General features: G+C 73.4%; 11 protein-coding genes. 5 read left to right on the plus strand and 6 right to left on the minus strand.

Features of this window, described 5'->3' with window-relative positions; genetic code table 11:
• The first annotated feature begins 54 nt into the window (after positions 1-54).
• A complete protein-coding gene (locus O2W14_RS07615; protein WP_269175463.1) occupies positions 55-624 on the plus strand; it encodes an isochorismatase family protein in 570 nt (189 codons plus the stop codon).
• Positions 625-627: 3 nt separating this feature from the next.
• On the opposite strand, the gene serB is transcribed toward O2W14_RS07615, so the two are convergent.
• Positions 628-1,884, minus strand: a complete 1,257-nt coding sequence (gene serB, locus O2W14_RS07620) for a phosphoserine phosphatase SerB (RefSeq protein ID WP_269175464.1) — start codon at positions 1,882-1,884, stop codon at positions 628-630.
• A gap of 138 nt (positions 1,885-2,022) precedes the next feature.
• Positions 2,023-3,783: an aa3-type cytochrome oxidase subunit I gene (ctaD, locus tag O2W14_RS07625; RefSeq protein WP_269175465.1), complete on the minus strand. Its 1,761-nt coding sequence runs from the start codon at positions 3,781-3,783 to the stop codon at positions 2,023-2,025.
• 299 nt (positions 3,784-4,082) lie between these two features.
• Here ctaD and O2W14_RS07630 point away from each other — a divergent pair, with 299 nt between their 5' ends.
• Positions 4,083-4,358, plus strand: a complete 276-nt coding sequence (locus O2W14_RS07630; RefSeq protein ID WP_269175466.1) for a GlsB/YeaQ/YmgE family stress response membrane protein — start codon at positions 4,083-4,085, stop codon at positions 4,356-4,358.
• A gap of 78 nt (positions 4,359-4,436) precedes the next feature.
• Here the strand turns inward: O2W14_RS07630 and O2W14_RS07635 are convergent, their stop codons facing one another.
• On the minus strand, positions 4,437-5,297 hold the full coding sequence (locus O2W14_RS07635) for a putative RNA methyltransferase (protein WP_269175467.1): 861 nt from the start codon (positions 5,295-5,297) through the stop codon (positions 4,437-4,439).
• Positions 5,294-5,806 carry a metallophosphoesterase family protein gene (locus tag O2W14_RS07640; protein WP_269175468.1) on the minus strand — a complete coding sequence of 171 codons (513 nt, stop codon included), beginning with the start codon at positions 5,804-5,806 and terminating at the stop codon, positions 5,294-5,296. The genes O2W14_RS07635 and O2W14_RS07640 overlap by 4 nt, the downstream gene beginning before the upstream one ends.
• Positions 5,807-5,883: 77 nt before the next feature.
• On the opposite strand from O2W14_RS07640, the gene O2W14_RS07645 reads away from it, so the two are divergent.
• The gene (locus tag O2W14_RS07645) at positions 5,884-7,404 is read left to right on the plus strand and encodes an MFS transporter (RefSeq protein WP_269175469.1); all 1,521 of its coding nucleotides are present in this window, start codon (positions 5,884-5,886) and stop codon (positions 7,402-7,404) included.
• Positions 7,405-7,537: 133 nt separating this feature from the next.
• On the opposite strand, the gene O2W14_RS07650 is transcribed toward O2W14_RS07645, so the two are convergent.
• Entirely contained in the window at positions 7,538-8,479 is a 942-nt protein-coding gene (locus O2W14_RS07650) for a cation diffusion facilitator family transporter (protein WP_269175470.1), read from the minus strand.
• Positions 8,480-8,782: 303 nt separating this feature from the next.
• Entirely contained in the window at positions 8,783-9,940 is a 1,158-nt protein-coding gene (locus O2W14_RS07655) for a M23 family metallopeptidase (protein WP_269175471.1), read from the minus strand.
• A gap of 274 nt (positions 9,941-10,214) precedes the next feature.
• Here O2W14_RS07655 and O2W14_RS07660 point away from each other — a divergent pair, with 274 nt between their 5' ends.
• Together O2W14_RS07660 and O2W14_RS07665 are read left to right on the plus strand one after the other, a co-directional pair.
• Positions 10,215-11,396 carry a zinc-dependent alcohol dehydrogenase gene (locus tag O2W14_RS07660; protein ID WP_269175472.1) on the plus strand — a complete coding sequence of 394 codons (1,182 nt, stop codon included), beginning with the start codon at positions 10,215-10,217 and terminating at the stop codon, positions 11,394-11,396.
• A gap of 172 nt (positions 11,397-11,568) precedes the next feature.
• On the plus strand, positions 11,569-12,777 hold the full coding sequence (locus tag O2W14_RS07665) for an MFS transporter (protein ID WP_269175473.1): 1,209 nt from the start codon (positions 11,569-11,571) through the stop codon (positions 12,775-12,777).
• Positions 12,778-12,797 lie beyond the last annotated feature (20 nt).

Genomic DNA, 12,797 nt, shown 5'->3' on the forward strand with positions numbered 1-12,797 from the left:
GTTCAGGAACCGCGACGGTCGCGGGGTGGGGTGGTGAGCGGGCAGGATGGGCGGATGACGCGCGCACTGGTGATCGTCGACGTCCAGAACGACTTCTGCGAGGGCGGCAGCCTCGCGGTCGGAGGTGGCGCCGCGGTGGCGCGGGCCATCAGCGCCCACGCCGCCACCGGCGGTTACGACCACGTGGTCGCCACCCGCGACCACCACGTCGACCCGGGGGCGCACTTCTCCACCGCCCCCGACTTCCTCGACACCTGGCCGGCGCACTGCGTGGTCGGCACGTCCGGGGTGGAGCTCCACTCCGACCTGGACCGGCGGCCGATCGAGGCGGTCTTCGACAAGGGCGAGTACGCAGCCGCCTACTCCGGCTTCGAGGGTTCCTACGACGGACAGGGCCTGGCCGACTGGCTGCGGGCCCACGACGTGGACAGCGTCGACGTCGTCGGGATCGCCACCGACCACTGCGTTCGGGCCACCGCCCTGGACGCCGTCGGCGCCGGGCTGTCCACGCGGGTCCTGCTGCACCTCACCGCCGGGGTGGCCGAGGGCACCACCGCCGCGGCCCTCGACCAGCTCCGCACCGCCGGCGTCGAACTGGAGGGCACGGTCTCCCGGGCCGGTTGAGCCTCAGCCGGCGTCGAGGACCTCGTCGCGGGTGAAGCCGAGCACCTGCAGCACGGCGTCGAGGTAGGGCTGGTTGAGCGCGGCGTTGGCCTGCTCGCGCACCACCGGCTTGGCGTTGAAGGCGATGCCGAGCCCGGCGGCGGCCAGCATGTCCAGGTCGTTGGCCCCGTCGCCGACCGCCACCGTCTGCTCCAGCGGGATGCCGTGCTCGGCGGCGAACCGGGCCAGCGCCCGCGCCTTCCCTGCCCGGTCCACGATCTCGCCGACCAGCCCGCCGGTCAGCCGCCCGTCGGCGACCTCGAGGGTGTTGGCGGCGGCGAAGTCCAGCCCCAGCGCCGCGGCCAGCGGGTCGGTGATCTGGGTGAACCCGCCGCTGACGATCCCGCACCGGAAGCCCAGCCGCTGCAGGGTGCGGATCAACGTGCGGGCGCCGGGGGTGAGCACCAGCTGCTCGCGCACCTCGTCCAGCACCCCGACGGGCAGGCCCGCCAGCAGGGCGACCCGGGCGCGCAGCGACTGCTCGAAGTCCAGCTCACCGTTCATCGCCGCGGCGGTGATCCCGGCGACCTCGCCGGCTCGGCCGGCACGGACGGCGAGCTCGTCGATGACCTCGCCGCGGACCAGCGTGGAGTCCACGTCCAGCACGATCAGCCGCTTGCTCCGCCGGACCAGCCCGGCCTGCTCGACGGCGACGTCGGTGCCGGTCCGGGCGGCCACGGCGCCCAGAGCGGTGCGCAGCTGGGTCGAGCCCGCCCCGGAGACGGTGAGCTCGAAGCTGGTGACCGGGTAGTCCGACAGCCGACGGACGGCCTCGATGTTGCCGCCGACCTCGGCGATGGCCTGCGCCGCCCCGGCGACGGCGGCCGGTGGCACGGGACGGCCCAGGACGGTCACGTGGTGGCGGGGGCCGCGCTCGGGCGGCTCGGTGGCGGTGGCGGGCTCGGTGGTCACCGCCAGGCCGGTCGCGGCCGCGACCTCCGCGGCGGTGGCAGCGAGCCGGTCGGCCAGCGCTCCCCCGCCGGCGACGCCCGGACCGCGCACCACGACGCCGAGCACCAGCTGGCCGTGCACGACGACCTGCTCGACGTCGACCACCTCGACGACCTCACCGCCCAGGGCCTCCAGCGCGGCGAACAGCGTCGCGGTGACCCCTGGGCGGTCGGCGCCGGTGACGGTCAGCAGCGCGCCCTCGGGCCCTGGCCCGACCTCGGGTCCTCCGGGGAGGTCGGTCGGCGCGGGGACGGCGGCGCGGTCGGTCACGTCGTCATCGTGCCGGAACCCCGCCGCGCGGTGGTCGGTGCCCCGGGCGGGACGCGCTCGGGGCGTCGGGACCGGCCCCCGGACGCGGGAACGCCCCGCCGGCCAGTGGCCGACGGGGCGTTCCTGTGGTGATCCGACTCAGGTCGGGTCCTTGTCGTTGGCGCCCTGACGGCTGCCACCGGTGAGACCGGCCTCGCCGGCGTAGGGCCCGTGGCCCTTGCCCGCGTGGGCCTCCATCTCCAGACGGTCCCGCAGGTGCGGGTAGTGCAGCTCGAACGCCGGGCGCTCGGAGCGGATCCGCGGGATCTCGGTGAAGTTGTGCCGCGGCGGCGGGGAGGACGTCGCCCACTCCAGCGAGTTGCCGTGGCCCCAGGGGTCGTCTCGCAGCGCCAGCCGGCCGTGCTTCCACGACTTGACGACGTTGTAGACGAAGGGGATCACCGAGGCGCCGAGGATGAACGACCCGATCGTGGAGACCGTGTGCATCGTCGTGAAGTTGCCGCCCGCGTCGATGTCGAGGTAGTCGGCGTAACGACGCGGCATGCCCTCGTTGCCCAGCCAGTGCTGGATGAGGAACGTGGCGTGGAAGCCGATGAAGGTCAGCCAGAAGTGCAGCTTGCCGATCTTCTCGTCCATCATCCGGCCGCACATCTTCGGGAACCAGAAGTACAGACCCGAGTAGGCGGCGAACACCACGGTGCCGAAGACGACGTAGTGGAAGTGGGCCACGACGAAGTAGCTGTCGTTGACGTGCCAGTCCAGCGGCGGGCTCGCCAGCAGGACGCCGGTCAGCCCACCCAGGAGGAAGGTGATCAGGAAGCCCACCGCGAAGAGCATCGGCGTCTCGAACGTCAGCTGGCCGCGCCACATGGTGCCGATCCAGTTGAAGAACTTGATGCCGGTCGGCACGGCGATGATGTAGCTCAGGAAGCTGAAGAACGGCAGCAGGACCGCACCGGTGGCGAACATGTGGTGCGCCCACACGGCCAGCGAGAGGGCGGTGATGCCGATCAGCGCGAAGATCATGCCTTTGTAGCCGAAGAGCGGCTTGCGGCTGAAGACCGGGATGACCTCGCTGATGATGCCGAAGAACGGCAGCGCGATGATGTAGACCTCGGGGTGCCCGAAGAACCAGAAGAGGTGCTGCCACAGCATCGGCCCGCCGTTCTCCGGCGTGAAGACCTGGGCCCCGAGGTGACGATCGGCCAGCAGCGCGAAGAGCGCGGCGGTCAGGATCGGGAAGGCCAGCAGGATCAGGATGCTGGTGACCAGCGCCGCCCAGGTGAAGATCGACATCCGGAACATCGTCAGACCCGGGGCGCGCAGGCAGACGATCGTGGCGATGAAGTTGACGCCACCGAGGATCGTGCCCAGACCGCTGACGATCAGGCCGCTGATCCACAGGTCACCGCCGGCACCCGGGCTGTGCGCCCCGGTCGACAGCGGGGTGTAGGCGTACCAGCCGAAGTCGGCGGCCCCACCCGGGGTGAGGAAGCCGGAGACGGCGATCGCCGAGCCGAAGAGGAACAGCCAGAAGGAGAAGGCGTTCAACCGGGGGAAGGCGACGTCGGGCGCACCGAGCTGGAGCGGCATGATGAGGTTCGCGAAGGCGAAGAACATCGGCGTCGCGAAGAACAGCAGCATGATCGTGCCGTGCATCGTGACCAGCTGGTTGTACTGCTCGGGCGAGAGGAACTGCAGCTCCGGGCGGGCCAGCTCACCGCGCATCAGCAGGGCCATGAACCCGCCGACGAAGAACCAGATGAACGCCACCGTGGTGTACATCAGGCCGATGGTCTTGTGGTCCGTCGTGCGCAGCAGGCCGAGGAGCCGCGAGCCCTTCTCGGCCTCGTGTGCCGGGCTGGGCCGGCTCACGATCGGGGCAGGTGCGATCGTCACGCCCGGAGCTTAGACGGTCCTGCGGGGCTTGACACGGCGGGTGGAGGAGTCGGTGCGGCGCACTCGGCGCGCCTCGCCGGACATGCCGTGGACACGACCCGGTTGCATGCCACCCGTCTGCCTCCCCGCGCTGGTCAGCGCCCCGGCGCCCGCCGTGGAGCCACCGGAGCACCCGGCGGTCCCGAGACCGGGTCGTGACGGTCGACGCGTTTGTACGCCCCATGGCCAGGGCACAGATGATCTTGCGCTGGACAGTCCAGCGCTCGACGGCCACGGCCGTCAGGCACAGGAGGTCTCACATGAGCCTTGGTGGAATCCTTCTGACGATCGTCATCGGCTTCATCGCCGGACTGATCGCCCGCGCCGTGGTCCCCGGCAAGCAGGACCTCGGCCTCGTCGCCACGCTGGTCCTGGGCCTCATCGGCTCGGTGATCGGCAACGCGATCTACAACCTGGTCGCCAACGGCAACCTCGAGTTCCGTCCCGGCGGCTGGTGGGCCTCGATCCTGGGCGCGATCCTGGTGCTCGCGGTCTACGTCTTCGCGACCGGCAACAAGCGCCGCGTCACCCGCTGACGCGCCGCCCGCACCGCGGGCACCGCACCACCGACGAGGGCCCAGCCGATCCGGCTGGGCCCTCGTCGCACGTCCGGATCAGCCGCCGGCGGGACCCGGCGTCCAGGTGCTGACGTCGACGGCCACGGTGACCGGGACGGTGTCGGGCAGCCCGGCGACCCGGGCGGCCAGCTCGTCCTCGGCGAGGTGCCGGGCGTGCGGCCCCATCCCGACCAGCGTGCGCACCGCGGCGTGGTCGAGGGAGAGCACCTGCCGGTACGGGACGGTGGACACCGGCTCCAGGTGCGGCTCCAGTGCGGCCGAGAGCCGGTCGGCCTTGGCCGGGTCGACGGTGAGCAGCCCGAGCGGCCCCACCAGCTCGGCGAGGTGGTCGACCGCCGGGGTCACCACGACCAACCGGCCTCCCGGCGCCAGCACCCGCGCGGTCTCCGCGCCGTTGCGGGGCGCGAACACGACCAGCACCCGGTCGACGGCGGCGCTGCGCACCGGCCAGCCCGCCCAGGAGTCGGCGACCACCGCCATCGCCCGCGGGTGCGCCCGCGCCGCCCGGCGGGCGGCGTAACGCGAGGCGTCCAGCACCACCCCGACCGCGTCCGGCGTCCGGTCCAGGACCCCCGCCAGGTGTGCGCCGGTGCCACCGCCGAGGTCCAGCAGCGTGCGTGGCGGCGGGCCGGCGAGCACCGCGTCGGCCAGTGCCGCCGTGATCCCGGCGTAGTGGCCGGCGGCCAGGAAGTCCGCGCGGTCGGCGACCATGGCCGCGGAGTCACCGGCGTGCGGACTGCCACCGGCCGGGAGCAACGTCACGTGACCCTGACGCGCGCGGTCGAAGGCGTGTCCCGCCGGGCAGCGCAGGCCGGCGCCGTCGACGGCGAGCCCCTGGCCGCAGACCGGGCAGGCCAGGACGGCGACCGCGGCGGCGGGCAGCGCGGGCAGGGTCATCGGGTCCGCACCGGCAGCCGGTGCAGCGTGACCTCCCCGAGGCGGCCCTCCGCGACGACCCCGGTCAGGTAGGTGGGGTGCGGCTGCCTGCGCCGGTCGGTCGGCGAGCCGGGGTTGAGCAGCCGCAGCCCGCCGGGGGCCGTCGTGTCCCAGGGGATGTGACTGTGGCCGAAGACCAGCACGTCGGTGTCCGGGAAGCGCTCGGCACAGCGCCGCTCCCGGCCAGCTGCGTCGCCGGTCTCGTGGACGACGGCGAGGCGGACGCCCGCCAGCTCCACACGGGCGACCTCCGGCAGCCGCGCACGCAGGGCACCGTGGTCGTTGTTGCCGTACACCCCGACCAGCCGGCGGGACCGCTGCTCGAGCTCGTCCAGGAGCGCCACGTCGACCCAGTCCCCCGCGTGCACGACGACGTCGGCGTCCTCGATCCGCTGCCACAGCTCCGCGGGCAGGTCACGCGCCCGCTTCGGCAGGTGGGTGTCGGAGATGAACACCACGGAAATCGACACCGGTGCATCGTCTCAGCCCGCTACCTTCGGGCATCGGCCGACAACGCGGCCGTCAGTTCGACGATCGAGGACCCCACGTGAGCAGTTCCGCCGCCAAGTCCACCGGCTCCGGCCCCGTCCTGGGCGACGAGCCCTACCCGAAGCGGTGGCTGGCGCTGGCCGTCATCGCCGTGACGGTGCTGATGATCGTGCTCGACGCGACCATCGTGAACATCGCCCTGCCGGCGGTCTCCACCGACCTGGCCATCACGGCGGCGAACCAGCAGTGGATCGTCACCGCCTACACCCTGACCTTCGGCGGGCTGCTGCTGCTCGGTGGCCGGATCGCCGACTTCTGGGGCCGCAAGCGCACCTACCTCGTCGGCGCCGTCGGCTTCGCCCTCGCCTCGGCCCTCGGTGGCCTCGCGGTCAACGAGGAGATGCTGTTCGCCGCCCGCGCCCTCCAGGGTGCCTTCGGGGCACTCCTCGGCCCGGCCTCGCTCGCGCTGATCACGGTCCTGTTCACCGACGCCGCCGAGCGCGCCAAGGCCTTCGCCGTCTACGGCGCGATCGCCGGTGGTGGATCGGCGGTGGGCCTGCTGCTGGGCGGGGTGCTCACCGAGTACGCCGACTGGCGCTGGTGCTTCTGGGTCAACGTGCCGGTCGCGCTCATCGCGGTCCTGGCTGCCATCCGGGTCGTGCCGGAGAGCCGGGCCCCCGGTGACGCGAGCTACGACGTGCCCGGCGCGGTCCTCGTCACCGTCGGCCTGGCCTCGCTGGTCTACGGGTTCACCAAGGTCGCGCAGGCCTCGCAGGAGGACCCGCAGGAGAACGCCTGGACCGACGGCACCGCGCTGACGTTCATCGTCGTCGGCCTGCTGCTGGTGGCGGCGTTCGTCGTCGTGGAGTTCAAGGTGCGCAACCCGCTGCTGCCGATGCGGCTGGTGCTCGACCGCAACCGGGGCGGGGCCTACCTGACCTCCACGCTGGTCGGTGCCGGGCTCATCGGGTCCTTCTTCTTCCTGAGCCTGTACTTCCAGGAGGTGCTCGGCTACACCCCGGTGGCGACCGGGTTCGCCTCGCTGCCCACCACCCTCGGGGTGCTCATCGCCGCCGGTGCGGCCAGCGCGCTCGTGCCCCGCATCGGGCCCAAGCCGCTGATGGTGCTCGGTGGCCTGCTCGCCGCCGGCGGGCTGTTCGTGCTGTCCTTCCTGGACGTCGGGACGTCGTTCTGGACGATCCCCTTCCCCGGCCAGCTGCTGCTGGGCCTGGGCCTGGGCTTCACGTTCGTGCCGCTGTCGAACCTGGCACTGGTGGGCATCGGGGAGCACGACGCCGGGGCCGCCAGCGCGGTGCTGCAGGCGGTGCAGCAGATCGGTGCCTCCATCGGCACGGCGCTGCTGGCCACGCTGTCGGTGGGCGCCATCACCGCGGCGCTGACCGACCGGCCGGCCACCCAGCAGGACCCGGCCGCCGCGCTGGAGGCGCAGGTCGCCGGCTACACGACCGCCTTCACCTGGGCCGCCGTGCTGCTGCTGATCGGCGCCGTGGTCTCCGCGGTGCTGATCAAGGCCACCAAGGACGACCTGCCGACCGACGCCCCGGTGCACGCCGGCTGAGGGAGGACCCCTCGCCCCGCGCCGGGGCCCGCACCGGACGCCCGTCTCCCCTCCGGGAGGCGGGCGTCCGTCGTTGCGGCGTCACTGCAGGGCCCTGCCGCGAGCCTGCGAGAGGTGGGGGCAGCGGGGTCCGTCAGTCGTGGACGGGTGACTCGTGGCTGCGGTGCGCGGGTGACTCGAGCTGGAAGGTGCAGTGCGCGAGGTCGAAGTGGCCGCCCAGGCACTCCGACAGCGAGTCGAGCACCCGGCCACCGTGCCCCTCGGCGAGCACGTCGTCGTGCACGACGACGTGGGCCGACAGCACCGGCAGGCCCGAGGTGATCGTCCAGGCGTGCAGGTCGTGCACCCCCAGGACGCCGGGGACGGCGAGCACGTGCACCCGGACGTCGTCGAGGTCGACACCGCGGGGCGCGGCCTCGAGCAGGACGTCGAGGGCCTCGCGCAGCAGCGACCAGGCCCGCGGCAGGACCAGCGCGCCCACGGCCAGCGAGGCGACGACGTCGGCGCCGGTCCAGCCGGTGGTGAGGATGACCAGGGCGGCGGCGATGACCGCCACCGAGCCGAGCGCGTCGCCGACGACCTCCAGGTAGGCGCCGCGGGTGTTCAACGACTCCCCCTGCCCGGCGTGCAGCAGTGCCAGCGACCCGACGTTGACGACCAGGCCGACGAGGGCCACCCCGAGCATCCAGCCCGAGTGGATGTCGGGCGGGTCGCCGATCCGCCGGACGGCCTCGACGACCACGTACACCCCGACGCCGAGCAGCAGCAGGCCGTTGGCGACGGCGGCGAGCACCTCGAGCCGCTGCAGACCGAAGGTGCGCCGGCCGCGGGCGGGCCGCTGGGCCAGGGTGACCGCGCCCAGCGCCATGCCGATGCCCAGGGCGTCCGTCGCCATGTGCGCGGCGTCGGCCAGCAGCGCCAGCGACCCCGAGACCAGCGCGCCGACGACCTCGACGACGAAGACGCTGCCGGTCAGCGCGAGGACGACGGCCAGCCGCCTCCGGTGCCCGGCCGACACGGTGCCCGAGCCGTGCTCGGCACCGTGACGGTGCGCCGCACCGTGGTCGTGCCCCATCGCCGTCCCCCTCGCTGACCAGTGTCCTGACATGCAGGATGCCGCATGTCAGACCCGAAAGCCAGGCGCCCCACGCCGACCACCCCGACCGGGACGGCGAGCGACCGTCGCGCGAGGTGCTGGCGAGGGCGAGGGTCAGGCCCCCTCGCAGGGTCCCGCCGCGAGGGACGAGCGGTGGGGGGCGAGGGTCAGGCCCCCTCGCAGGGTCCCGCCGCGAGGCACGAGCGGTGGGGGGCGAGGGTCAGGCCCCCTCGCAGGGTCCCGCCGCGAGGCACGAGCGGTGGGGGGCGAGGGGGTCCTTCATCAGATCGCGACGCCGCGCTCGCGGAGCCACGGCAGCGGGTCGATGCGGGTGCCGTCGATGCCGCCCACGTGCACCTCGAAGTGCAGGTGCGGCCCGGTGGACTGGCCGCGGTTGCCCAGCAGCGCGATCGTGTCGCCGGCCCGCACGCGCTGCCCCTCGGCCACCAGGATCTCCTGCATGTGGCCGTAGACGGTGACGTCACCGTTCTCGTGCTGGACGTAGACGGCCAGGCCGAAGCCGCTGGCCGCGCCGGCCCGGACGACGACGCCGTCCATGACCGCGTACTCGGGCGTGCCGATCGGGGCGGCGAAGTCGATGCCGGCGTGCAGGGTGCCCCAGCGGTTGCCGAACCCACTGGTGAGCCGGGCGCCCTGGACGGGCAGCACCGCGTCGGGGCGCGCGGCCTCCGCGGCAGCGGCGGCCGCGGCCGCGGCTGCGGCGGCGGCTGCGTCCGAGGCGACCCGGTCGGCCTCGGCCTGCACCCGCGCAGCGGCGGCCTGCTCGTCCTCGCGCTCGGCCCGGCTGGCCAGCAGTTGCTGTAGCCGGGAGGCGGCGACGTCCTCGGTGAGCGCGGGCTGCTCGGCCTGCAGCAGGCCCAGCTCGGCGGCGACACTGGTCGGCCGGTCGGCGTCAGCGGCGCGGGCGACGTCCACCGGGTTGCCGGCAGCGGTGAGGGCCAGCCCGGCCACGCCGAGCAAGGCCGCGGTGACGACCAGCCGCGGGCGGCCCATCGGGGTGCGTCGGCGGCGGCGGTGCCCACCGGTGGCCAGCCGTGCCACGACCTGCTCGGCGGTGAGCTCGGCGACCGGGGCGCGGCCGACGGGCTGCGGGTGGGCCGCGCCGGCGGCGAGCAGCGCGTCGACGTCGAGGGCGAGCGGCCAGGCGTCGCCGTGACCCGGGAGCGCGGCACTCGCCGGCAGAGACCGGTCGATGGGGCCGGCCCCCACGGGGCAGGTGGTCGAGGCGCTCAGCGGGGAGGCCCCCCGCAGGCGGCGGGACCGGCCGGTGAGCCGGCGGACGAGGGCGGTGACGGGCGCCGACTCCGGCACCTCGGGGCTCGCGGGCGACGGGGCGACAGCTGAGCCGCCGGCCTGGACGGGAGCACTACGGCGCACCGTCCCGTCGTCGTCGAGCCGGGCGAGATGTTGCGGGTCCATGCACCTGTCTTCCGTCGGCGTCGTGCTGGGGCGGCGCCCATGTAAACACGATGTGATCACTTCGTGATCTGCCGAAGGCCACATGCACACGGGGTCAAGTGGTCAGCGTCACAACAGCAAGTGCCAAACGGGGACGGTCCGTCACGGCATGACTGCCCGCGGTTCATGACTCGAACGCGCCGGTCCGGGTAGGTCCAGACCACCTGCACCGGGCACCGTCCCCGCTGACCACCGTCGCGGACCTCCCGGCGCCTCCGAGACCGAGGAGCACCCCATGCGCGCAGTGACCTGGCACGGCCGGGACGACGTCCGCGTCGACACCGTGCCCGACCCGACCATCCAGGACCCGACCGACGTCATCGTGGAGATCACCTCCACCGGCATCTGCGGGTCCGACCTCCACCTGATCGAGGTGATGGCGCCGTTCATGACCGTGGGCGACGTGATGGGCCACGAGCCGATGGGCGTCGTGCGCGAGGTCGGTGCCGGCGTCACCGAGCTCAAGGCCGGCGACCGGGTCGTCGTCCCGTTCAACATCTCCTGCGGCACCTGCTGGATGTGCGACCAGGGGCTGCAGAGCCAGTGCGAGACGACGCAGAACCGCGAGCAGGGCTACGGCGCCTCGCTGTTCGGCTACACCAAGCTGTACGGCCAGGTCCCCGGCGGGCAGGCGCAGTACCTGCGGGTCCCGTTCGGCAACACGCTGCCGATCAAGGTCCCGCACGGTCCGGCCGACGACCGGTTCGTCTACCTCTCCGACGTCCTGCCCACCGCCTGGCAGGCGGTGCAGTACGCCAACGTCAAGCCCGGCAGCTCGGTGCTGGTGCTGGGTCTGGGCCCGATCGGTGACATGGCCACCCGGATCGCGAAGCACCTGGGAGCCAGGCAGGTCATGGCCTCCGACGTCGTCCCGGAGCGGCTGGCCCGGGCCCGCGCCAACGGCATCGACGTCCTGGACTCCACCGACCAGGCCGACGTGGTCGCCTGGGTGCGCGAGAAGACCGACGGCCGCGGGCCGGACGCCGTCATCGACGCCGTCGGCATGGAGGCCCACGGCTCCCCCGGCGCGAAGTTCGCCCAGAAGGCCAGCGCGATCGTGCCCGACGGGATCATGGAGAAGGTCATGCAGGTCGCCGGCATCGACCGGATGGCCGCGGTGAACACCGCGATCGAGGCCGTCCGCCGCGGCGGCACCATCTCGCTGTCCGGCGTCTACGGCGGCGCGACCGACCCGATGCCGCTGGCGCAGATGTTCGACAAGCAGGTCGAGCTGCGGATGGGCCAGGCCAACGTCTGGCGCTGGGTGCCCGACATCCTGCCGCTGCTCACCGACGCCGACCCGCTGGGCGTGGACTCCTTCGCCACGCACCACGTGCCGCTGGAGCAGGCGCCGCAGGCCTACGAGTCCTTCCGGCAGAAGCAGGACGGCGCGGTCAAGGTGCTGCTGCAGCCCTGACCTGCACGGACACGGGCCGCGCACGGGACGTCCGTCCCGGCGCGGCCCCTGGTGCGCGGGACGACGTGACCAGCCTCATGCAGGTCAGGGGCAGCGGAACCGGCCGCACTGCTCTTGGCTGGAGCGGGGCGCCACCCCCGCCCTCCCCGCACCGCCCCTGAGGAGCCCCGCCGTGCCCCGCGCGCTGCTCGCCCTGTCCATCGGTGCCTTCGGCATCGGCACGTCCGAGTTCGTGATCATGGGCATGCTCCCCCAGGTGGCCGACGACTTCTCCGTCTCGGTCGCCGCGGTCGGCATCCTGATCAGCGCCTACGCCCTCGGGGTCGTCATCGGGGCGCCGACGCTGACCGCGCTGGGCGTGCGGTTCACCCCGCGGCAGACCCTCATCGGGCTGATGGCGGTCTTCACGGTGGGCAACGCCCTCTCCGCGGCAGCCCCGACCTACGAGACGCTGATGGCCGCCCGGGTGATCACCGCGCTGGCACACGGCTCCTTCTTCGGCGTGGGCGCGGTCGCGGCCCGCACGCTGGTGCCCAAGGAGAAGGGCACCCAGGCGATCTCGCTGATGTTCGTCGGGCTGACGCTGGCCAACGTCATCGGCGTCCCCATCGGCACGTTCGTCGCCCAGCAGCAGAGCTGGCGGCTGGTGTTCGGCGGGGCCGCGGCGATCGGGCTGCTCACCATCGCCGGGCTGGTCGCCTGGATGCCGAAGGTGGCCGGGGCACCGACCGACCTGCGGCAGGAGCTGGGCGCCTTCCGCCGCCGGCAGGTCTGGCTGACCCTCGCCGTCACCACGATCGGCTTCGCCGCGCTGTTCTCCGTCTACAGCTACGTCAGCCCGATCCTCACCGACCTCTCCGGCATGGGCGAGAACCGGGTCGTCTTCGTGCTCGCGCTGTTCGGGCTGGGCACGACCGCCGGCACCCTGCTCGGCGGCCGGCTGGGCGACCGGTACGGCTTCGTCTTCGTCACCGTCGGCCTGCTGGCCACCGCCGCGCTCCTGGTCGTGTTCACCGTCGTGGTCGTGAACCAGGTCGCCGCCGTCGTCCTGCTCGTCCTGTTCGGGGCGATCACGTTCTCCGGCGGCCCGGTCGTGCAGAACCGGGCGATCGAGGCGGCCCGGGTCCAGGGCGGCAGCCTGGTGTCCGCGGCCAACCAGGGGGCGTTCAACGCCGCCAACGCCCTGGGCGCCGCACTCGGCGCGGCCACACTGGACGCCGGCTGGGGCTACCGCGCCCCGATGTGGGTCGGTGCCGGGCTGGCGCTGCTGGGCGCCGGCCTGTCGGTGGTCGCACTGCGCAGCCAGCGGGCCGAGACCGCCCGCGACGCCACAGCTGCCGCAGCCGCGACCGAGGTGCCCGCTCCGCTGCGCGCCGCCTGACGGGGTACGGCGTCCGGCGA

This window comes from Modestobacter sp. VKM Ac-2986, assembly GCF_026967795.1.
Classification (GTDB): domain Bacteria; phylum Actinomycetota; class Actinomycetes; order Mycobacteriales; family Geodermatophilaceae; genus Modestobacter.